Raw genomic sequence first — 20395 nt, 5'->3', positions numbered from 1 at the left:
CCGGCGTCAGCCGGCGCGCCCAAGATAGGCGCGCGGCGACGACCCGAGCACGCGCTTGAACATCGCCGTGAAGGCCGCGGGATTGTCGTAGCCGAGGTCGATGGCGACCGTGGTGATCGGGTCGCCTTCGACCAGCCGCGGCAGGGCGGCGGCGAGGCATGCCTGCTGGCGCCATTCGAGGAAGCTCAAGCCGGTTTCGTGGCGGAACAGCCGCGTGAAGGCGCGCCGGCTGACGCCCAGCGAGCCGCTCCACTGCGCGATCGTCTCGTGCACGGTCGGTGCCAGCAGGAAGCGCCGGCAGCGCTCGGCCAGGGCCGGATGGGACGGGAACGGCACGGACAGCGACTGGGCCGGCAGATGCAGCATCTCGTACCGGATCAGCGCCATCACCGCGCCGTCATGGCTGTCCGGATCATAGTCCGCCGGAACGTCCATGGCCCGCGCGATCAGGCTGCGCACCAGGGTCGACAGGCCGACGACCTGGCAGCGGTCCGGCATGGCCTCCGACAGGGACGGCTCCAGGTAGAGGCTGTGCGTCGTCACCATGCCGGACATCCTGACCTCATGCATGACGCCCGGCGGGATCCACAGGCCGAAGCCCGGCGGCACCACCCAGCGGCCCTGGGGCGTCGACATGATCAGCACGCCGCTGGCGCTGGAGATCAGTTGGCCGCGGCGATGCCGGTGGAGCGAGAGGCTGCCGCCGTCGGGATAATCGTGCCTGGTGGCGATCAGCGGCCGTGGGACGGCGTCGATCTCGTCAATGCGGACATTCCGGACCATGGCCCACTCGCGTAAGGAATTGGCCTAACCGCAGTGGCGGGCCGTTGTTGCCGACCCTAGGCTCGTGGTCCATGGAGCGCAACAGCATCGGGGCTCCCGGCCGGACCGGCCGCATCGGCGCCCCGCAAGCCAGAGAGAAAAGGGCCCGACCCCGTGACTGAGACCACCTTGAGCCGGCCGAGCCCCGGCGTGACGGCCTTTTCCGTTCTCGGCGCGATCAGCGCCTGCCATCTGCTCAACGACATGATCCAGTCGCTGCTGCCGGCGATCTACCCGATCCTGAAGGACAGCTTCGGCCTCAGCTTCTCCCAGCTCGGCCTGCTCACCCTGACCTACCAGGTGACGGCGTCGCTGCTGCAGCCCGTCGTCGGTCTCGTCACCGACCGCAGGCCGATGCCCTATTCGCTGGTCCTCGGCATGGGATCGACCCTGCTCGGCCTTCTCACCCTGGCTGCGGCGCCCGGCTTTCCGGCGCTGCTCGCCGGAGGGGTGCTGCTGGGCTTCGGGTCCTCCATCTTCCATCCGGAGGCGTCGCGCCTCGCCCGGATGGCGTCCGGCGGCGCCCATGGGCTGGCGCAGTCGCTGTTCCAGGTCGGCGGGAACCTGGGGTCGGCATTGGGGCCGCTGCTGGCGGCGTTCATCATCCTGCCGCATGGGCAGGGCAGCCTGGCCTGGTTCGCCTTCGCGGCGCTTGCCGGCATGGTGGTGCTGGCCCGGCTGGGGAGCTGGCACCGGCTCAACGGGAAGCCGCGGGCGCGGGGCGGTGCGGCGGTGCCGGGGAACGACCTGCCGGCCGGCCAGGTCGCCCGTGCCATCGCCATCCTGATCGCGCTGATCATTTCCAAGTACGTCTATCTCGCCAGCATCTCCAGCTACTACACCTTCTACCTGATGGAGCGCTTCGCGCTGTCCACCGGAACGGCGCAGCTCTGCCTGTTCGCCTTTCTGGCAGCCGTCGCGGCCGGGACGGTGATCGGCGGCCCGATCGGCGACCGGATCGGCCGCAAGACCGTCATCTGGGTCTCGATCCTCGGCATCCTGCCCTTCACGCTGGCGTTGCCCTATGTCGGCCTGACGGCGACGGTCGCGCTCAGCGTGGTGATCGGCCTGGCGCTGGCGTCGGCATTCCCGGCGATCGTCGTCTATGCGCAGGAACTGCTTCCCGGCCGGGTCGGCACGGTCTCCGGACTGTTCTTCGGGCTGGCCTTCGGGGTCGGCGGCCTCGGCGCCGCCGGGCTCGGCCTCGTGGCCGACCGGATGGGGATCGACTTCGTCTATGCGGCCTGCTCCTACCTGCCGCTGCTCGGCCTGCTGACCGCCCTCCTGCCCAACACCGAGGACCGGGCGCGGCGGGCGGCATAATGCCGGGGAGCCGGCCGCCGGTCTCCCGATCGGTGTTGTGCGGAAGGCAATAGCGGTTTTTCCCGACGCAAAACGGATTGAAGTGGCAGGCACGGCAGGCAACATTGGGAGTAATGAGCACCGAGAAAATCCGCACCCAATGCGCCGCACTGCCATACCGGTTCCTCGCGAACCGCGTCGAGGTGCTGTTGATCACGTCCCGTGAGACGCGACGCTGGATCGTTCCGAAAGGCTGGACCGAGAAGAAGGTCAGGCCGCGCGACATGGCCGCGCGGGAGGCGTTCGAGGAGGCCGGTGTCCGCGGCAAGGTCAGCAAGCATCCGGCCGGCACCTACCGCTACCAGAAGCGCCTGGCCGGCGATCGCTCCGTCGAGTGCGAGGTCGTCGTCTACCTGCTGGATGTCCGGGAGGAACTGGCGGAATGGCCCGAGCAGCACGAGCGGGAGCGCTGCTGGATGAGTCCGGAGCAGGCGGCGGAGGCCATCAGCGAAAGCGGGCTGGTGCCCCTGCTTCTGGATCTGGGAAATCCGGCGGCGTCGGTCACCGCCGGCTCCTGACGGCGCTTCATCCGGGGCTGCGTCGCCGGCGCCGCAGCGCTTGAGATTCCGGCCGGCCATGCGGATAGCTGTCTTCGCCGGCGGCGGCACCCTGCTATCATGGGCAAGCCCGTCCTGTCGGCGACAATGAGGATTTCGTGCTGGAAGCGAGCGTCAATGCCCGCACGCGTGTGCGATGACGCACGAGGATGATCTGACGGCCCGCATCCGGGAGCTGGAGGACGCCGTGCGTGCGCGCGATGACTTCCTGGCCATCGCCGCGCACGAGCTGCGCAACCCGATGTATGCCCTGAGCCTGATCCTGGACACCGTCGGCCGCATGGCGCAGGCGAGCGGCGACGGCGTCATGGTGGGCGCGATGGATCAGGCGGAGAAGGCCCTCAAGCGCTATGTGGAGCGTGCGACGACGCTGCTCGACGTGTCGCGCCTCAACGCCGGGCATGGCGAGATCCATGTCGAGCCGTTCGACCTGGCGGCCCTGGTCAGGCAGACCGCGGAAAGCTATGCGGCGGAGGCGGCGCATACCGATGCGACGCTCCGTCTCGACCTGCCGCGCACCCTGCCGGGGCGGTGGGACCGGCTTGCGATGGAGCAGATCGTCGGAAACCTGCTGTCCAACGCGATCCGGTACGGGGCGGGCGGCCCCGTCGACCTGTTGCTCGCGCGGGAGGGCGACGAGGCCCGCCTGACGGTGCGCGACCAGGGGCCGGGCATCCCGCCGGAGGCGCAGGACCGCATCTTCGGGCGCTTCGAGCAGGTCGTCTCCAGCCGGAAGCGGGCCGGGTTCGGGATCGGATTGTGGCTGGTCCGTTCGCTCCTGCAGGCGCATGGTGGTAGCATCGCCGTCGACAGCAGGCCGGGCGACGGGGCAGCCTTCACGATCCGGCTGCCGTTGGACGCAACACCGAAAGAACCGCAGAGCCCATGACAGACGACCGTCACAGCTTGGAACTCGAACGCGTCCCGAGCGGCATCGCCGGCCTGGACACCGTGCTGAGAGGCGGTTTCCTCAAAGGCGGGGTCTACATCATCCAGGGCGTTCCCGGGGCGGGCAAGACCATCCTGGCGAACCAGATATGCTTCAACCATGTCGCCGCCGGCGGGCGGGCCGCCTATGTCACGCTGCTTGCGGAATCGCACAGCCGCATGCTGCAGCACCTGCGGCCGATGCGTTTCTTCGACGAGACGATCATCCCCGACCGGCTCTATTACATCAGCGCGTTCAACACCCTGGAGGAGGACGGGCTTTCCGGGCTGCGCGACCTCCTGCAGCGCGAGATCCGGGCCCACCATGCGAGCCTGCTGATCCTGGACGGCCTGGTCGCGGCGGAGGAGCAGGCCGGCTCCGACCGCGAGTTCAAGAAGTTCGTGCATGAATTGCAGATGCATGCGTCGATGAACGACTGCACGGTCCTGCTGCTGACCAGCGGCAGCGCCGGGCCGGTCAGGGCCGAGCATACGATGGTCGACGGCCTGATCGAGCTGGACGACCGGCTTTTCGAGGTGAGGACGGAGCGCAGCCTGCAGGTCCGCAAGTTCCGTGGCAGCGCGTCGCTGCGCGGCCGCCACCCGTTCCGGATCACCGGCGACGGGCTGGTGGTCTATCCCCGCATCGAGGCCATGTACGCGGTTCCCGCCCATCCGGAACAGCCGCTCCGCACCCGTGTGGCGACCGGGATCGAGGGGCTGGACCCGCTCATCGGCGGCGGCATCCTGCAGGCGACCACCACCATCCTGGTGGGGCCGACCGGCATCGGCAAGACGACCTTCGGCCTCCATTTCCTGGCGCAGTGCAGCGAGGCGGAGCCGGGCCTGCTGTTCGGGTTCTACGAGACGCCGGTCCGCCTGCGCGACAAGGCGGCGTCCCTGGGGATCGACCTGGCGACGCTGGAGCGGCAGGGAAGCCTGGCGTTCGTCTGGCAGGCACAGGGCGAGAGCATCCTGGACGAGCTGGCGCACCGGTTGCTGGAAGCCGTCAGGAGCCGCGGCGTGCGGCGGCTGGTCGTGGACGGGCTGGACGGCTTCCTGGAATCCTCCATCCATCCCGACCGGATGAGCCGCTTCCTGTCGACCCTGTCGAACGAGCTGCGCGGGCTGGGCGTCACCTCCCTCTTCCTCTGGGAAATGCGCAACCTGATCGGCTCGGCGGTGCAGGTGCCGATCTATGGCGTCTCCACCCTGGTCGAGAACCTGATCATCCTGCGCTATGTCGAGGTCGAGGGCCGGATCAGGCGCCTGCTGTCGATCACCAAGATCAGGGACAGCGGGTTCGATCCCGCGCTGCAGGAGTTCCGGATCACGGACGCGGGCATCGGCATCCTCGGCCCGCTTCCCGGCTACGCTGTCACCCCCGATGCCCTGGCATCGTCCGGGCCGGTTTCCTCAGAACGGCCGTCGCCGCGGGAGTGATGCGTGAAAACCATCCTGCTGGTCGAAGACGAATTCGGGATCGCCGCCGTGCTCGGTTCCATCCTCGAAGAGGAGGGCTATCGGGTTCTGGTGGCGGCCAATGGCCGCCAGGCGCTGAACCGGCTGGCGGAGGAGGCGGTCGCCCCGGATCTGGTCGTCACCGATTTCATGATGCCGGTGCTGGACGGCATCGGGCTGGCCAGGGCGTTGCGTGCCGACCCGGCCTGGCAGGACATTCCGATCATCATGATGAGCGCCGTGCCCGAACTGACGGTCAAGCGGGATTTCACCGATTACGTCGCCTACCTGCGCAAGCCCTTCTCGGTCCCCCTCTTCCTCCACCGCGTGGCCGCGATCCTGTCGGAGGGATGAGGGCGGCGCCGGCGGGATCGCTCCAGGCCGGCTGCGACGGGCAGGACGGCGGCGGGCAGGACGGCGGCGTCAGCGGCCCACGACCGGCCCGGATGCCGACTCCGATCCCGGCCCCGGCCCCGATCCCGCAAGCTCCTGAATGGTGGCGGCGAGCTGTCGCGGCGTAACGGGCTTGTGGATGAGGTGCAGCCCGTGCCGCGAGGCTTCCCGCGCGACCTCGCCGTCGGTCTCGCCCGTCAGCAGGATACCGGGGAGGTCCGCGCCGTAGCGCCGACGAATCTTTAGGATCGTCTCGGTGCCGGTGCAATGCGGGAGGCTGAAGTCGCACAGGATGATGTCCGGCCGCCTTCCGGCGCCGGCCAGGCCGGCGAGCGCACGCTCGGCAGACGTGGCGGTCAGCACCCGATACCCCCAGTCCTCCAGCAGGGTCGTCAGGCCGAGCAGAACCATGGCGTCGTCATCGATGATGACGGCGAACCGGTTCCGGACGCCCGGTGGCGGTGCGAAGGACGCGGGTTCCGGCGCCGGGTCGGCCACCGCGGCCCCGAGCGGGATCGAAATGGTGAAGACGGAGCCCTGGTCCGGGGTGGACCGCACGTCGACGGGATGGTCGAGAAGGGCGGAAAGCCGCCGGACGATCGCCAGCCCCAGTCCCAACCCCTGGCTGCGGTCCCGCTCCTGATTGGCGACCTGATGGAACTCTTCCCAGATCCGGGCGAGATGGTCGGCCGGAATGCCGATGCCGGTGTCGCTGACCGCGATCCGCAGGCGGCCGCCATCCGCATGGCAGGTCACGCGGATCGCCCCGGCCCTGGTGTAGCGGACCGCGTTCTCCAGAAGGTTCCGGATCATCCGCGCCAGCAGCGTGCGGTCGCTGCGCACCGATGCCGAACAGGCGGTGGCCTCCAGCGCCAGCCCCTTGCTTCTCGCCACGCCGTCGTAGGCCGTGATGATCGGGCCGAGGATGGAGCCGACATCGAAATCCTCCAGCGTCGGGTCGACGACGCCGGCATCGAGCCGGGAGATGTCGAGGAGGCTGTCCAGCAGTTCCTTGAGGGCATCGAGCCCGCGCCCGAGATGGGCGAGCGCCTTCGCGCCCTGTTCGCCTTGCACATGCGGCTGGAGCACGCTCGCGAACAGCATCATGGACTGCAGGGGCTGACGCAGGTCGTGGCTTGCGGAAGCCAGGAACTTGCTCTTCGACAGGTTCGCCTGCTCGGCTTCCGCCTTGGCCTCCAGGGCGGCCCGGTGCTCCGCCGCGCGGGCCTCGTCGTGGCGGCGCAGCAGTTCGTGCGCGTCCAACAGCGCGCGGCCGAGCGCGTTGACCTCGCGGATGCGGGTCCGCCGGGGGGAAGGCGCCTCTCCGCGCCCAAGCGCCGTGGCCGCCACCGACGCATCGGCGACGTCCCGCGCGAGGCGCCCTGAGAACCATGCCGCGAGCGTCAGCCCGATGGCGACGAACGCAAGGCCACCCGAGACGATGAGGACGAGGGATTGCTTCAGGGGCGCCCAGTAGACGTCCTCGGGTACGCCGACCATCACCGTGACGTCCCAGGGCGCCACCTTGACGAACGCCCTCGTCAGGTTCGTGCCGTCGACCGACGGCAGGTCCAGGACACCCCGCCTGGCATGTTCCAGGACCTTGAGGAACGGTGCCGTCGCCTTGCGGCCGACGACCTCCTCCGGTGCCCGGTTCCGTGCCAGCACCGTGCCCTGGCGGTTGACGATCGCCGCGTACCAGCCTTGCGGCAGGTTCTCGGCATCGAGGACGGCGTTCAACGCCCTTACCGGCACGTTGAGCTGCAGGCTGTAGACGGTGCCGCCGGAAACCGTCACGGGCACGCCGATCGCCATCTTCAGGGAATTGCCGGTGGCACCCATGAAGACATCCGACAACTGCGGCTGCCCGGTGGCGAGAATCCGTTCCACCATCTCCGGCTGGCGGGTCGGCGCCAGGTCAGTGTCGAAGGCCGTCAGCGTATCGAACAGCGAATTGCCGAGCCGGTCGTTGAGGGAGATGCTGGCGATGTCGGGGTAGAGCTCCTTCATCCGGATCGCATGGTCGTACAGGCTGTGGACATCGCCGTTCAGGGCGGCGTCCGACCTCGCCAGGGTCATCAGCAGCGTCGACCAGCTCTGCAGGTGCTGGCGCACCGAACTCGCCGCGGCATCATTGCGCTGGACGAGGTTGGTGAGCGTCGCGTCCTGCTCCGCCTGCGCAAGACGGTACGTCGCATACCCGGCGAAGGCGAAAAGCGGAAGGGAGGTGAGCAGGGACAGGAGGAGAAGCCAGGCTCTCACGCCGAGGGTTGTCGTTGCCATCTATGAAGCCCGGCGTGCCCGTTGTTGGTCCTCCGCCCCATCCCTACGGAAGGGTTCGCAACAAGCCGCACATGTGGCGACTCCCGGCCCGGCCGACAAGACGTGCAACCCCGATGCCGCGGCGGCACCCATGCGAAAACGCCATTGCCGCCTCGGGAAACGGGCTTTATCGCGCCATTTCGACACGGTTCCGTCCGGCCCGCTTGGCCTCGTACAGGGCGGCGTCGGCTCGTGACAGGGCTGCGTCCAGGCCGTCGGCCCCGATCCCGGAGACCCCGATGCTGGCGGTGATGCGGAAGCTGTCGCCATCATGGTGGATGGTCGTCGCCTCGATCGCCGCCCTCACCCTGTCGGCGACGGCGACCGCCAGGTACGGGTTGGTTTCCGGCAGCAGGACGGCGAATTCCTCGCCGCCGAACCGGCCGAGCAGGTCGGTCGGCCGCAGCGCCGTTCCACAGGCTTCCACGAAGCGCTTCAGCGCCTCGTCGCCGCCGGCATGGCCGCGCGTGTCGTTCACCGACTTGAAATGATCGATGTCCAGCAGCAGCACCGACAGCGAGCGCTGGCGCCGCCCGGCATCGGCGACGGCGGTTTGGGCGCGTTCCAGGAAGCAGCGGCGGTTGGCCGCGCCGGTCAGCGGATCGGTTTCCGCAAGACGCATGATCCTGTTGCGCAGTTCGACGATGCGGGCACCGGCGCGAAGCCGGGCGACCACTTCGGCCGGGACCAGAGGCTTGCGGATGAAGTCGTCGGCCCCACCGTCCAGCGCCTGGATCAGGCTGTTCTGGTCGCTGCGCCCGGTCACCAGGATCAGGTGGCCGTAGCTGGTTCTCGGGTGCTCCTTCAGTTCACGGATGACCTCCATGCCGGTCAGCTTCGGCATTTCCCAATCGAGGACCGCGATGTCGAACCCACCCTGGAACGCGATGTCCAACGCTTCCGCGCCGTCCTGCGCGACCACCGGGGTGAAGCCCATGGTTTCCACCCAACTGGACAACATCATGCGCATGACGATGGTGTCGTCAGCAATCAGGACACGCATTTCACCCTCTTGCGCTGTCGGACGCCTGTGACCGCTCCCCTGGATGCGCGGGCAACCGATAGCACGCCGCGGTTAAAGTGTCGTGAACCGCCCGTACTTGAACCGCCCCGACTGCGCGCCGGACTTCCGGCAGGGGCGGCCGGCGCATCGCGCCCGCCTCATTGCAGGCTGCCCCAGCGGCGGGTGGCCGGTTCCGCCAGCGCCCATTGCCAATGGCCGTCCTTGCGCTGGCAGATCGTCGTGACGGTCAAGTCTGGTGCGTCGTCGACGGTGAAGACCACGTCCTTGCACGGGATGGCGGCGCCGAAGGTCCGGGCCACCTCGACGGTCCCGGACTTCCCGCTCATCGGCAGCTTCTCCTCCACCCGCCATGCCGCCGATTGCCCGACGCCCAGCGGCCCGGCCGCCGCGGCGACCGCATGGTGGACATTGTCGGTGATGCGGCGTTCCGCATATTTCACGCCCTGGTCGATGCCGTAGCTGGCGCCGGCGCCGGCGATCAGGCCGAGGATGGGGCTGGCGGTCGCCGACCCCACGGTGGCGGCGACGCCGGCGGTGGTGACCCCGGTCACCGCGGATCCGACGCTGGAGCAGCCGGCCAAGCCGAGGATCGCGGCGGCAAGAATCGGCCGGGCAAGGATCTGGCGGGCAAGGATCTGGCGGGTGGAGCGGAAATGGCCGGGGCGGGCGGTCATCGGGCAGGGCACTTGTCGCTTGGCTTCGTTCCTGGTTGGCCGCACCCTATCCCTTCGGGTCCGCGCCGCGCCCGTGGCCAATGCGTGACCTTGGCCGTTCCGGCCGCCTCAGCTCGCCGGGGCCAGTGCCCTGGTGAACGCCGCCAGATTGTGCCGCATCATGTCGACATAGGTGGCGGCAGGCCCGTCGGGGGGCGACAGGGCGTCGGAATAGACCCGGCCGCCGATGCGTGCGCCTGTCTCGCGGGCGATCTGCTCCAGCATGCGGGGGTCGGCGATGGATTCGACGAAGACCGCCCTGATCCTCTCCTTCCGGATCTGGCGGATCAGCCGGGCGATGCCGCCGGCCGCAGGTTCCGCCTCGGTGGACAGGCCGACCGGGGCGAGGAAGGTGACGCCGTAGGCATGGCCGTAATAGCCGAAGGCATCGTGCGAGGTGACGATCTTGCGGTCCTTGCGCGGGATGGCGGAGAGCCCGGTCCGGATCTCCGTCTCCAGGGCGTCGAGCGTCGCCGCGAAGGCGGCATGGTTGGCGCGCAGCGTGCCGGCCATGCCCGGATCCGCGGCAGCCATGCCTTTCAGGATGTTGCCGGCATAGATCCGGGCATTGGCCACCGACTGCCAGGCATGCGGGTCGACGGCGTCGTGCTCATGGTTGTGGCCGTGCCCGTGCCCGTGGTCCTCTCCGGCGGCGGCAAGCGGCTCGACGCCCGTGCTGGCGACCGTCACAGGCCCCTTGTAGCCGGACGCCGTCACCAGCCGGTCGATCCAGCCCTCCATCCCCAGGCCGTTGACGATGACGAGGTCGGCGCCGGCGATGGCGCGGGCATCGGCCGGGGTCGGTTCGTAGACGTGGGCGTCGCCGTCGGGACCAACCAGCGTCGTCACCGACACCTCGTCGCCGCCGATTTGGCGGACCATGTCGCCGAGGATGCTGAAGGTTGCGACGACCTTCAGCGGGGCGGCGGTGGCCGGCAGGGCGGCCAGGGCCAGCGCCGCCGCGAGTGCGGCGCCGAACAGGTGTTTCATGACGATGACTCCTTTTCCGGAAAGGGTGGCCGGATCAGGCCGCCAGATGGCGGCGCGGGAACCAGCGCACCCGCAGGCTGCCCACCGGCCCGACGGCCAGCGAGAGCAGGTAGGCGCCGCCGGCCGCCAGGACGATGGCGGGACCCGACGGCAGGTCGAGGTGGAAGGACAGCAGCAGGCCGCCGACACCGGACGCGAAGGCGACCGCCATGGCGGCCAGGGCCAGCGTCGCCACCCGCTCCGCCCAGAAGCGGGCTGCCGCGGCCGGAAGCATCATCAGCCCGACCGCCATCAGCGTTCCCAATGCCTGGAAGCCGCCGACCAGATTGAGGACCACCAGCACCAGGAACAGCAGATGGCAGGCGGCACCTGGCCCGCGGCCGCCGACGGCCTGCAGGAAGCCGGGGTCGAAGCTCTCCACCACCAGCGGCCGATAGAGCAGGGCCAGCGCCAGCAGCGTGAGGGTGGCGACGCCGGCGACCAGGAGCAGCCCGCCGTCGTCGACGGCGAGGATGGTGCCGAACAGCACATGCATCAGGTCGAGGTTGCTGCCGCGCGTCGACACGATCAGCACGCCGGCGGCCAGCGATATCAGGTAGAAGGCGGCAAAGCTGGCGTCCTCGCGCAGCGGGGTGGCGCGCGACACCAGACCGGCCAGCAGCGCCACCGCCAAGCCGGCGACGATGCCGCCGATGCTCATCGCCCACAGCGACAACCCGGCGGCCAGGAAGCCGACGGCGGCTCCCGGCAGGACCGCATGGGACAGGGCGTCGCCCATCAGGCTCATCCGCCGCAGCACCAGCAGCACCCCGACGGGTCCGCAGCCAAGCGACAGGGCGAGGCAGGCGGCCAGCGCGCGGCGCATGAAGCCGAACTCCAGGAATGGGGCGGCGACCAGCTCGTACGGTGTCATGGCATCCCCCGGCGGCAGGGGCCTGCGCGCTCGTCCCAGGACTCGGCCATCGCGCGGGCACGGGCGAGGTTGGCGGAGGTCAGCGTATCGACGGTGCGGCCCCAGGCGACGGGCTCGCGGGCCAGCAGCAGCGTTTCGGGGAAGTGGGCGCGCACCTGCTCGAAATCATGCAGCACCGCGACCACGGTCCGCTGTTCACCATGCCAGCGCCGCACCACTGCCAGCAGGTCGGCGGTGGTGCGGGCGTCGATGGCGGTGAAGGGCTCGTCGAGCAGGATCAGCCGGGCGTCCTGCAGCAGCATGCGGGCGAACAGCGCGCGCTGGAACTGGCCGGCGGACAGCGCGGCGATCGGGCGTCGCTCGAAGCCGGACAGGCCGACCAGTGCCAGCGCCTCCTCCGCCTGGGAGCGCAACTCCTGGCCGACGGCGCGGAAGGGTCCGACCCGGCGCCAGTGGCCGAGCAGGATGGTGTCGATCACGTCGATCGGGAAGCTGCGGTCGACCTCGGCCTGCTGCGGCAGATAGGCGATGTCGCGGGCGGTCAGCCCCTGCAGCGCAACCCGCCCGTCCAGCGGTTTCAGCGCACCGGAGATGGCCTTCAGCAGCGTGCTTTTGCCGGCCCCGTTGGGGCCGACCACGGCGGTCAGCGACCCGTCGGCGAAACCGCCCGACAGATGGTGGACCGCCGGATGGCGGCGGTAGCCGAGCGTCAGGTCGGTCAGGCGGACTGCGGCGCTCACGGCAGAGTGCCCCAACCCGGCGCCCAATCCGGCGCCCAGTCCAGTGCCCAGGCGACGGTGAGCCAGAGCAGCGCGCAGAGCAGCAGCGCGCCGGCAATGCGGGTCAGGGCGGAGGCGGCGAGCGCCGAACGGGCAGGGAGAGTGCGGTGGAGCATGCGCGGTCTCGGATGGGCGGAGCCGCGATAGTAATGTTATAACGTAACGTCTCTGGCAAGCGGAAATGACCGGGCGGAGGAACTTGGCGGTCTTGGGGCATGCATGCCCCCTCCCCGACCCTCCCCCGCCGGTGGCGGGAGAGGGAGAGTGGGGGCTGCTATTCGGCGCCCTTAGTCGCCGTCACTGTGCCGGCAGGGCCGGCACGCCGTCCTTCCACTGGTCCCAGTGGCCGACGATGTGGTCGACCATGCGGGAGCCGACCAGTTCCACGTTCTCCACCGTTTCGGCGAAGCCGCCGGCGGTTTCGCCCGGCTTGGGGTCGAGATGCTGCAGGGTGGTCTCGTTCGGGTTGCCTTGGTCGAAGTTGACCGCGCCGCGCAGGCTCATCACCCGGTCGGAGCCCTGGAGGCGCTTGATCACCAGCGTGATCGCGGCCGCTTCCATCTCGGTGATGACGTAGTCGTCGGCGCCGTAGAGCTTGGCGATGTACTGCGCCTGTTCGGACATGCCGGGGCCGTGGAAGAAGGTGTCGCCGGTCATGTGCGTGCCGGTGCCTACGAAAGGAGCACGTTGCGCGGTTTCCTGCGGATAGCGCTTGCGGTAGGCACGGGCGGAGTCGCTGTCCTTCAGCGGCGTGTCGGCGGTCAGCCGCATCGCCCAGGAGACCAGCGCCGGGTTCAACTGGAACAGCCGCACCGCTTCATAGCCCTTGCGCGGCATGAAGGTCGGCTCGCCCGGCTTGTTCTCCTCCGGCGCCCAGCGGTGGCCGAGGTCGTAGTCGACCAGCCAGGTCGCCCAGCTCACCTCGCCGATGGTGCCGCGCGACGGCGGGGTTCCGGCGACGCCGGTGACCAGGAAATAGGCTTGCGACAGGTCGAGCTGCGGGTTCAGCAGGATCGCCTGCATCGAGGCCGAGGAGCTGACCTTGCCCATGCCCAGCACCGAGCCGCACACGCCGTCGGCGTTGCAGTAGACCGGGTTCAGCGCACCCTTGACGGTGATTGGCTCGGCGGTCTGCCAGTAGCGCTCGTACCAATGCTGGAACTCGCCCGCGCGGTCGCCGGTGTTCTTGCCGATCTCGAACATCGAGCCGACGAACACCTTGACCTTCACCGGCTCCGCGGCCTGGAGGGACCCGCCCAGGCCGAGCAGGAGCAGGGCCGACAGGGCAGCGCCGCGGCAGCAGGAGAACAACGACATCTGACTTCAACTCCGTGAGACAAATTGGCACACGGGAGTATGCAACAGTCGCGCCACGCCGTCTGCCCCCGTCTGAGCCGGAACGCAAAACGCCCCGCACCGGCCGGTGCAGGGCGTCTCGTGGTCGGGGGGTGCCCGGGATCAGGCGGCGACGCGCTCGTCGTCCTCGGCCGGCGCCTCGACCGGCGGTACCCAGGCGACCAGTTCGCGGCCGGTGTTGGCCAGGCGCCTGGGCTCGATGCGGCCGATGACGCGCGTGCCCTCATGGGCGATGCGCAGGATGTCGCCGTCTTCCGGCACCAGCGCGCGCTCCACCCCGCAGGCGCGGGCCAGGCGGGCATGGGCCTCCAGATGGTCGATGGTGCCGTGGACCGGGACGGCGAAGCGCGGGCGCACCAGCTCGTACATGCGGGCGAGGTCGTCGCGCTTGGGGTGGCCGGAGACGTGCACCGGCGCGTCGGCCGGTGTGATGATCTCGACCCCCATGCCGTGCAGGTGCTCGTGGATCTCGGCCAGGGCCTCCTCGTTGCCGGGGATGGCACGGGCGGAGAAGATCACGGTGTCGCCGGCTTCCAGCCACAGCTCGCGGTGCTCGTTGCGGGCGAGGCGGCTCAGCGCCGCACGCTCCTCGCCCTGGCTGCCGGTGCACAGGAACACCAGGTTCTCGCGCGGCGTCCAGGAGGCTTCGCGCACATCCATGAAGTCCGGCACATGGTCGAGATAGCCGCAGGCCTGCGCCGCCTTCTCCATGCGCAGCATGGAGCGGCCGACCAGGACCACCTTGCGGTCGACGGCGGCGGCGGCCTCGGCCACCGCGGTCATGCGGGCGACGTTCGAGGCGAAGCCGGTCACCGCGATGGCGCCCCGCCGCCCCGCGAATGCGGCGATCAGGCCGGTGCGGGCATCGGCCTCCGACCCGGTCGAGCCGGGGACGTCGGCGTTGGTGCTGTCGCACATCATGGCGAGCAGCCCTTCGTCGCCCAGCCGCTTCAGCGCGGCGACGTCGGTGGTGCGGCCGACCAGCGGGGCCGGATCGAACTTCCAGTCACCGGTGTGCAGCACCGTGCCGGCCGCCGTGCGGATGGCCAGCGACATCGGTTCGGGGATCGAGTGGGTGACCGCGATGGTTTCGATCCGGAACGGGCCGATGCTCAGCGTGTCGCCGATGTCGAAGGTCTGGACCTTGGCGGCCCGGTGCGCGCCCTTCTCCTTCAGCCGCTCGCGGATGATGTGCGAGGCGAAGGGGCTGGCGTAGATCGGGCAGCGCAGGCGCGGCCACAGGTGGTGGATGGCGCCGATATGGTCCTCGTGGGCGTGGGTGACCACCAGCCCGACGACGTCCTGCATCCGCTCCTCGATGAAGGCAGGATCGGCCATCAGGCTGTCGATGCCCGGCGCCTCGTCGCCCATGAAGGCGACCCCGGCGTCGACGATCAGCCATTTGCCGGCATGGCCGTAGAGGGCCATGTTCATGCCGATGCGCGAACAGCCGCCGAGCGGAAGGAACAGGATCTCGTCCTTGCCCGGAACCGGGCCGGCGGCGGGGCCGCCGCCATGGATGCTGCCTTGGGCGATGGTGCCGCCGTTGCGGCCACCGAAATCATCACGAACCCGTGCATTGCGGGCACGCTTGTTCGGCGCCATGCGGCGCCGCTTGCTGTCAAACGTCATACCTCGGTCGTACTTCTCAAAGATAGGCCGGCATTCGACGCTGCCGGACGGGCGTGCATCGCTCGTCGATGCGGATTCCGTCGGATTGGGGTGGAACGCCTGACCGGAGGCGCCGATGAGGCGGCCGTCGGACGGTCTGGCGGGGGTTGGGACCTGCAGCGGCGGGGGAGCGCCGGCGATCCTCGGGTGGTGTCGACACTGCCTTATGTGGGCAAGACGGGGGGCAGGTCAAGGGCGGTGGTGGAAAGTCACCGGAATATCGCGGGCAGGGCTGGGGTGCGTGGGGGCGTGGACGCACTGTTCGCCCCCTCCCCGCCCCTCCCCCGCTCTCGCGAGAACGGGGGGCGGGGAGGGGGAAAGCCGTCACCCACCCGCCGCCTCGCGGTAGGTGCGGGCGAGGCCGGCGTAGTGGCGGACATCGAAGGCGATGAACTCGACCTCGGCGTCGCTGACGTCCCGCAGGGGACGGGCCGGGCTGCCGGCCCAGAGCTGCCGGGACGGGATGCGCTTGCGCGGGGTCAGGACCGCCCCGGCGGCCAGCATGGCGTTCTTCTCCACCACCGCGCCGTCCAGCACGATCGAGCCGATGCCGATCAGGCAGCCCTCCTCCAGCACGCAGCCGTGCATCCGCACGCCGTGGCCGATCACCACGTCGGCGGCGATGACGGTGGGGTACTCGTTCAGCATCACGTGGATGATGGTGCCGTCCTGTATGTTGGTGCGTGGCCCGACCGTGATGCTGTGGTCGTCGCCGCGCAGGACGCAGCCGTACCAGACGCTGGCCGCCGCCCCGATCTCGACGTCGCCGACCACCACCGCGCCGGGGGCGACGTAGGCGTCCGGGGCGATGCGCGGCCAGATCCCCTTGAAGGGCTGGATGATGGCGCCGGGGTGGCGCTTCAGCAGGGCCTCGCCGGTCTCGAAACCGGTGTCGGTCGCACTCTCGGCGGTCATGGTGTCGTTCCCTTGTCCCTATGGCCCCGGCGGTCCTACGACGCGAGCCGCTCGGCCTCCGGTTCCTGCACCGGGGCCGCATCGGTCACCACGCCGGCCGCCGCCAGGCGGTCGATGTCGTCCCCACTGTACCCCAACTCGGCGAGAAGCGCCGCCGTCTGCGCCCCGACCGGGGCCAGGGCCATCCGTGGGCCGAGCCGCCGGCCGTCCAGCGTCAGCGGCAGCAGCGGGACGCGCGTCTGCCCGCCGGTCTCGGTGGTGATCGGCACGAGGCCGCCGCTCTCGTTGAGGTGCGGGTCGTCGAACAGCTCCTCCGGCCGGTTGATCGGGGCGTAGGGCAGGCCGTTGCGCTCGAAGATCCCGGCGATCTCGGCCTTGCCGTAGGTGGCGAGACGCCGGCGGATCTCCGGCAGCATCCAGTCGCGGGCCTGGCAGCGTTTGGTGTTGCCGTCGAGCTGCGGGTCGGCCAGGAGGTCGTCGAAGCCGAAGGCGGTGCAGAAGGTCTTCCACTGCACGTCGCTGACCGCGCCGAGGAAGATTTGCTCGCCGTCCTTGACCTCGAAGGTGTCGTAGATGCTGAAGGCGGCGATGCGCTCGGGGAAGGGGGGAGGCGGCTCGCCGGTCACCGCGAACTGCTGCATGTGCTGGGCCGACAGCAGGACGCAGGTCTCGAACAGGCCGGACTGGATGTCCTGGCCGCGGCCGGTGGCGTCGCGGGTGCGCAGCGCCGCCAGGATGCCGATCACCCCGAACATGCCGCCCATGATGTCGTTGACCGAGCTGCCGGCGCGCAGCGGCCGGCCGGTGGGGCCGGTCATGTAGGCGAGCCCGGCCATCATCTGCACCACCTCGTCGAGCGCGGTGCGCTTCTCGTAGGGGCCGGGCAGGAAGCCCTTCAGCGACAGGTAGACGATGCGCGGGTTGCGCGCGGCGAGGCTGGCATAGTCGAGGCCGTAGCGCGTCATCAGGCCGGGACGGAAATTCTCCAGCACCACGTCGGCGGTGTCGACCAGCTTGTGGATCGCCGCCAAGCCGTCCGGGCTGTTCAGGTCGACGGCCAGCGACTTCTTGTTGCGGTTGAAGGTGCGGAAGAAGCCGGCGGCGGCCCCCGGCAGGCAGCGGGTCTTGTCGCCGGTCACCGGCTCCACCTTGATGACCTCGGCGCCGAGGTCGCCGAGGATCATGCCGCAGCTCGGCCCCATCACCATGTGGGAGAACTCGACGACGCGGATGCCGGCCAGCGGCAGGGCGGGCGTCTCGGTCTGGGCGGCGGTCTGGTCAGGCATGGACGGGACTCCGGAAGGATTTGGGAAGCCCGGCGGCGGCGATCTTGCCGTGGAGCGGCTGGCCGGGAAGGATGGCGGCGAGCAGGCGCTGCGCCTCGATCAGCGCCTCGAGGTCGATGCCGGTATCGAAGCCCATCGACTCCAGCATGAAGGCTAGATCCTCGGTGGCGACGTTGCCGCTGGCGCCGGGGGCGTGCGGGCAGCCGCCGAGCCCGCCGAGCGAGCTGTCGAACTCGCGGATGCCGAGGTCGAGCACCGCCAGGACGTTGGCCAGTCCCAACCCGCGGGTGTCGTGGAAATGGGCGCCCTGCAGCCGGTCGCCGGCGACCGCCTTGACGCGCGTGTAGAGGCGCCGGACCTGGGCCGGGTCGGCATAGCCGACGGTGTCGGCCAGTGCCACGCGGTCGGCCCCGGCCTCCAGGCAGGCCTCGCAGAGGCGGACCACCTCGTCCTCCGGCACCTCGCCCTGGATGGTGCAGCCGAAGGCGGTGGAGATGCCGGCGTCGATGCGGGCCGCATGGCCGCCCCCCCGGACGCTCTCGTCACGGGCGCGGCAGACGCGGGCCAGTTCCTCCACCGACTCCTCGCGGGACTTGCGGATGTTGGCGCGGCTGTGCGCCTCGCTGGCCGACAGCGGCAGGACGATGACGTCCGACCCGGCGGCGAGCGCCGCGGCGGCCCCCTTCAGGTTGGGGGCCAGCGTGTGGACGACGGTGCCCGGCAGCGCGCGGGCGCCGGCCACCACCGCGGCGGCGTCGGCCATCTGCGGCAGCAGCTTCGGCGGGACGAAGGAGGCGGCCTCGAAGCGGCGGACGCCGGCGCGGTGCTCGGCGGCCAGCCATGCCAGCTTGTCGGCGGTCGGCACCACGCGGTCGAGGATCTGCAGCCCGTCGCGCAGGCCGACCTCGACGATGGTCACGGGATCTCTCATGGCATCGATCCTCGGCAAAGGGGCGCCGTTCGGGCGCGCGGCATAGGCGCGCCCGCCGGGCGAGGGGTAGGGAAAAATGGAAGGGGCGCGGCCGGGGCCGGCGGTCAGGTGCCGAAGCCGGCGACCTGCGGCAGCCACAGCGACAGCGCCGGGAACAGCCAGATGATGAAGAGGCCGGCCATCATCAGCAGCACGTAGGGCAGGGCGCCGCGGGTGACCTCGCCGAGGGACGAGGCGGTGATGCCCTTGATGACGAACAGGTTCATGCCGACCGGCGGGGTGATCAGCGCCAGCTCCAGGTTGATCATCAGCATCACGCCGTACCAGATCGGGTTGATGCCGAGCGCGGTCATCACCGGCAGGATGATCGGCGTGGTGATCAGGATGATGGCGATCGTCTCCAGGAACATGCCGAGGATGAAGATCGCGAACATCACCGCCAGGATGAAGCCGGCTTGCGACAGGCCGAGCGCCGCCACCGTCTCCATGATCTGGGCCGGCAGGCGGATGATGGTGATGGCATGGCCGAACATGCCGGCGGCGGCGATGATCATGAACAGCATCACGCTGGTCCGCATCGTCTGCACGCCGCAGTCCAGCAGGTCGGCGAGCGAGACGTTGCGGTAGGCGAACAGCGCCACCGCCAGCGCATAGACGGCGCCGACCGCCGCGGCCTCGCCCGCCGTGAAGACGCCGAGATAGATGCCGCCGAGGATGAGCGGCGGCATCAGCACCGCCCAGATCGATTTGCGGAAGGCGGCGGCGATGGCGCCGAAGCCCGGCCAGGGCTGGGCCTGGACGCTGTCCAGCCGCTTGGCCTGCAGCCAGCTATAGCCGGCGAAGATCACCGCCATCAGCAGGCCGGGGATGATGCCGGCCAGGAACAGGGCGCCGATCGAGGCGTCGGTGACGATGGCGTAGAGGATCATCGGCCCGGACGGCGGGATCAGGATGCCGAGCGTGCCGCCGGCGGCGATCAGCCCGTAGGTGTCGCGCTGGCGGTAGCCGTAGCGCTTCATCTGCGGGATGGAGATCGAGCCGATGGTCAGGGCGGTGGCCACCGACGAGCCGGAGATGGTCGAGAAGATGGTGCAGGACAGGATGGTGGCGAAGCTGAGCCCGCCCTTGATGTGGCCGACCAGGGTGTTCGACATCTCGTAGAGGTCGTCGACCACCTTGGCCTTGATCATGATGTGGGCCATGAAGGCGAACATCGGGATGGTGGCGAGCAGCGGGTTGTTCAGGCTGGCGAACACCGCGTCGGCCATGCCGTCGATGCTGCCCTCGAACAGCGCCAGCACGCCGATCGAGGTGAGGGCGAGCGCCGCGAAGATCGGCATGCCGCTCATCAGCAGGAGCAACAGCAGCGCGAGGATCAGGAGCGTCATCAGTGGCCTCCCGTCCGCTCTAGGGTGGGGTCGCCGGCCAGGGTGCGGACAAGCTGGCACAGGGCGACGAGGCCCAGCAGGGCGGCGCCGACCGGCAGCGCCGCCTGCGGAATCCACAGCGGCAGTTCCAACTGGCCCGACGAATAGGCTTCGAACTCGTAGGAGAACAGGGCGGTGTGCCAGCCGGTCCGGACCAGCAGGACGGCGAAGACCAGCACCGCCAGGTGTGCCCAGGCGTCGAGCCAGCGCCGGCCGCGCGGCCCGACGGCGCCGAGCAGCAGGTCGATGCGGATGTGGTGCCCGGTCCGCAGCGCCTCGGCGGCGCCGGCCATCACCATGGCGACGACTAGGTAACCGCAGGCCTCGTCGATGCCTTCCAGCGGGTGGCCGGCGACGTAGCGGGCGACCACGCCGGCCGTGGTCAGGGCCAGCACGACGACGATCAGCAGGACGCTCAGCGCGCCGCCGAGGCGCGACAGCGCCGATGCCGTTCCGGTCAGCAGGCGCAGCGCGCCGTTCGCCGTTCCCTTGCCGTCGCTGGGCGACAGCGCGTCGGGGGTGGACATGCTGCTCATGGCGCTCCCC

Annotated in this window: 20 protein-coding genes; 5 read left to right on the top strand and 15 right to left on the bottom strand. The window is 69.9% G+C overall.

All coding sequences use genetic code 11. From position 1 onward, the window contains the following. Positions 1-6: 6 nt before the first annotated feature. Positions 7-783 carry an AraC family transcriptional regulator gene (locus tag J2850_RS11945; protein ID WP_209981863.1) on the bottom strand — a complete coding sequence of 259 codons (777 nt, stop codon included), beginning with the start codon at positions 781-783 and terminating at the stop codon, positions 7-9. A gap of 153 nt (positions 784-936) precedes the next feature. Here J2850_RS11945 and J2850_RS11940 point away from each other — a divergent pair, with 153 nt between their 5' ends. From J2850_RS11940 to J2850_RS11920, 5 genes are all read left to right on the top strand, one after another. Further along, on the top strand, positions 937-2145 hold the full coding sequence (locus J2850_RS11940; RefSeq protein ID WP_209981861.1) for an MFS transporter: 1209 nt from the start codon (positions 937-939) through the stop codon (positions 2143-2145). 113 nt (positions 2146-2258) lie between these two features. After that, the gene (locus J2850_RS11935) at positions 2259-2702 is read left to right on the top strand and encodes an NUDIX hydrolase (RefSeq protein WP_209981859.1); all 444 of its coding nucleotides are present in this window, start codon (positions 2259-2261) and stop codon (positions 2700-2702) included. 175 nt (positions 2703-2877) lie between these two features. After that, entirely contained in the window at positions 2878-3630 is a 753-nt protein-coding gene (locus tag J2850_RS11930; protein WP_209981857.1) for a sensor histidine kinase, read from the top strand. Next, complete coding sequence (locus J2850_RS11925; RefSeq protein WP_209981855.1) at positions 3627-5111, top strand: ATPase domain-containing protein; 1485 nt, start codon at positions 3627-3629, stop codon at positions 5109-5111. The genes J2850_RS11930 and J2850_RS11925 overlap by 4 nt, the downstream gene beginning before the upstream one ends. A 3-nt stretch (positions 5112-5114) precedes the next feature. Beyond that, on the top strand, positions 5115-5483 hold the full coding sequence (locus J2850_RS11920) for a response regulator transcription factor (protein ID WP_209981853.1): 369 nt from the start codon (positions 5115-5117) through the stop codon (positions 5481-5483). Positions 5484-5552: 69 nt separating this feature from the next. Here the strand turns inward: J2850_RS11920 and J2850_RS11915 are convergent, their stop codons facing one another. The 14 genes from J2850_RS11915 to J2850_RS11850 all read right to left on the bottom strand — a co-directional run bounded on the left by J2850_RS11915 (position 5553) and on the right by J2850_RS11850 (position 20385). Then, positions 5553-7805, bottom strand: a complete 2253-nt coding sequence (locus tag J2850_RS11915; RefSeq protein ID WP_246513008.1) for a hybrid sensor histidine kinase/response regulator — start codon at positions 7803-7805, stop codon at positions 5553-5555. Between the two features lie 166 nt (positions 7806-7971). Continuing rightward, on the bottom strand, positions 7972-8847 hold the full coding sequence (locus J2850_RS11910; RefSeq protein ID WP_209981851.1) for a GGDEF domain-containing response regulator: 876 nt from the start codon (positions 8845-8847) through the stop codon (positions 7972-7974). A gap of 158 nt (positions 8848-9005) precedes the next feature. After that, positions 9006-9542 (bottom strand): hypothetical protein, encoded by a 537-nt coding sequence (locus J2850_RS11905; RefSeq protein ID WP_246513007.1) that lies wholly within the window; start codon positions 9540-9542, stop codon positions 9006-9008. Between the two features lie 108 nt (positions 9543-9650). Continuing rightward, positions 9651-10571, bottom strand: coding sequence for a metal ABC transporter substrate-binding protein (locus J2850_RS11900; RefSeq protein WP_209981849.1), 921 nt, complete (start codon positions 10569-10571; stop codon positions 9651-9653). 34 nt (positions 10572-10605) lie between these two features. Then, entirely contained in the window at positions 10606-11484 is an 879-nt protein-coding gene (locus J2850_RS11895; protein WP_209981847.1) for a metal ABC transporter permease, read from the bottom strand. Continuing rightward, a complete protein-coding gene (locus tag J2850_RS11890) occupies positions 11481-12224 on the bottom strand; it encodes a metal ABC transporter ATP-binding protein (protein WP_209981845.1) in 744 nt (247 codons plus the stop codon). The genes J2850_RS11895 and J2850_RS11890 overlap by 4 nt, the downstream gene beginning before the upstream one ends. Beyond that, on the bottom strand, positions 12221-12379 hold the full coding sequence (locus J2850_RS11885) for a hypothetical protein (RefSeq protein ID WP_209981843.1): 159 nt from the start codon (positions 12377-12379) through the stop codon (positions 12221-12223). The genes J2850_RS11890 and J2850_RS11885 overlap by 4 nt, the downstream gene beginning before the upstream one ends. A 181-nt stretch (positions 12380-12560) precedes the next feature. Continuing rightward, entirely contained in the window at positions 12561-13580 is a 1020-nt protein-coding gene (locus tag J2850_RS11880; RefSeq protein WP_209981842.1) for a purine-nucleoside phosphorylase, read from the bottom strand. A 141-nt stretch (positions 13581-13721) separates the two neighbouring features. Further along, on the bottom strand, positions 13722-15251 hold the full coding sequence (locus J2850_RS11875; RefSeq protein ID WP_246513006.1) for a ribonuclease J: 1530 nt from the start codon (positions 15249-15251) through the stop codon (positions 13722-13724). A gap of 363 nt (positions 15252-15614) precedes the next feature. Beyond that, positions 15615-16205, bottom strand: a complete 591-nt coding sequence (locus tag J2850_RS11870; protein WP_209981840.1) for a gamma carbonic anhydrase family protein — start codon at positions 16203-16205, stop codon at positions 15615-15617. Positions 16206-16240: 35 nt separating this feature from the next. Further along, the gene (locus tag J2850_RS11865; RefSeq protein ID WP_209981838.1) at positions 16241-17491 is read right to left on the bottom strand and encodes a CaiB/BaiF CoA transferase family protein; all 1251 of its coding nucleotides are present in this window, start codon (positions 17489-17491) and stop codon (positions 16241-16243) included. After that, complete coding sequence (locus J2850_RS11860) at positions 17484-18422, bottom strand: hydroxymethylglutaryl-CoA lyase (RefSeq protein ID WP_209981836.1); 939 nt, start codon at positions 18420-18422, stop codon at positions 17484-17486. Before J2850_RS11860 ends, J2850_RS11865 begins: the two co-directional genes overlap by 8 nt. Before the next feature lie 104 nt (positions 18423-18526). Continuing rightward, positions 18527-19810 carry a TRAP transporter large permease gene (locus tag J2850_RS11855; protein ID WP_209981834.1) on the bottom strand — a complete coding sequence of 428 codons (1284 nt, stop codon included), beginning with the start codon at positions 19808-19810 and terminating at the stop codon, positions 18527-18529. Further along, a complete protein-coding gene (locus J2850_RS11850; RefSeq protein WP_209981832.1) occupies positions 19810-20385 on the bottom strand; it encodes a TRAP transporter small permease in 576 nt (191 codons plus the stop codon). Before J2850_RS11850 ends, J2850_RS11855 begins: the two co-directional genes overlap by 1 nt. Positions 20386-20395: the final 10 nt, after the last annotated feature.

Origin of the sequence: Azospirillum picis (genome assembly GCF_017876115.1) — a bacterium.
Lineage (GTDB): Bacteria > Pseudomonadota > Alphaproteobacteria > Azospirillales > Azospirillaceae > Azospirillum > Azospirillum picis.
This window is presented reverse-complemented; position numbering and strand designations above follow the sequence as displayed.

Excerpts from the sequence above, each read along its gene's own strand:
- J2850_RS11945 (WP_209981863.1), bottom strand. The coding sequence starts at position 783 with ATGGTCCGGAATGTCCGCATTGACGAGATCGACGCCGTCCCACGGCCG.
- J2850_RS11935 (WP_209981859.1), top strand. The coding sequence starts at position 2,259 with ATGAGCACCGAGAAAATCCGCACCCAATGCGCCGCACTGCCATACCGG.
- J2850_RS11930 (WP_209981857.1), top strand. The coding sequence starts at position 2,878 with ATGACGCACGAGGATGATCTGACGGCCCGCATCCGGGAGCTGGAGGAC.
- J2850_RS11925 (WP_209981855.1), top strand. The coding sequence starts at position 3,627 with ATGACAGACGACCGTCACAGCTTGGAACTCGAACGCGTCCCGAGCGGC.
- J2850_RS11915 (WP_246513008.1), bottom strand. The coding sequence starts at position 7,805 with ATGGCAACGACAACCCTCGGCGTGAGAGCCTGGCTTCTCCTCCTGTCC.
- J2850_RS11910 (WP_209981851.1), bottom strand. The coding sequence starts at position 8,847 with ATGCGTGTCCTGATTGCTGACGACACCATCGTCATGCGCATGATGTTG.
- J2850_RS11905 (WP_246513007.1), bottom strand. The coding sequence starts at position 9,542 with ATGACCGCCCGCCCCGGCCATTTCCGCTCCACCCGCCAGATCCTTGCC.
- J2850_RS11900 (WP_209981849.1), bottom strand. The coding sequence starts at position 10,571 with ATGAAACACCTGTTCGGCGCCGCACTCGCGGCGGCGCTGGCCCTGGCC.
- J2850_RS11895 (WP_209981847.1), bottom strand. The coding sequence starts at position 11,484 with ATGACACCGTACGAGCTGGTCGCCGCCCCATTCCTGGAGTTCGGCTTC.
- J2850_RS11885 (WP_209981843.1), bottom strand. The coding sequence starts at position 12,379 with ATGCTCCACCGCACTCTCCCTGCCCGTTCGGCGCTCGCCGCCTCCGCC.
- J2850_RS11880 (WP_209981842.1), bottom strand. The coding sequence starts at position 13,580 with ATGTCGTTGTTCTCCTGCTGCCGCGGCGCTGCCCTGTCGGCCCTGCTC.
- J2850_RS11875 (WP_246513006.1), bottom strand. The coding sequence starts at position 15,251 with ATGACGTTTGACAGCAAGCGGCGCCGCATGGCGCCGAACAAGCGTGCC.
- J2850_RS11870 (WP_209981840.1), bottom strand. The coding sequence starts at position 16,205 with ATGACCGCCGAGAGTGCGACCGACACCGGTTTCGAGACCGGCGAGGCC.
- J2850_RS11865 (WP_209981838.1), bottom strand. The coding sequence starts at position 17,491 with ATGCCTGACCAGACCGCCGCCCAGACCGAGACGCCCGCCCTGCCGCTG.
- J2850_RS11860 (WP_209981836.1), bottom strand. The coding sequence starts at position 18,422 with ATGAGAGATCCCGTGACCATCGTCGAGGTCGGCCTGCGCGACGGGCTG.
- J2850_RS11855 (WP_209981834.1), bottom strand. The coding sequence starts at position 19,810 with ATGACGCTCCTGATCCTCGCGCTGCTGTTGCTCCTGCTGATGAGCGGC.
- J2850_RS11850 (WP_209981832.1), bottom strand. The coding sequence starts at position 20,385 with ATGAGCAGCATGTCCACCCCCGACGCGCTGTCGCCCAGCGACGGCAAG.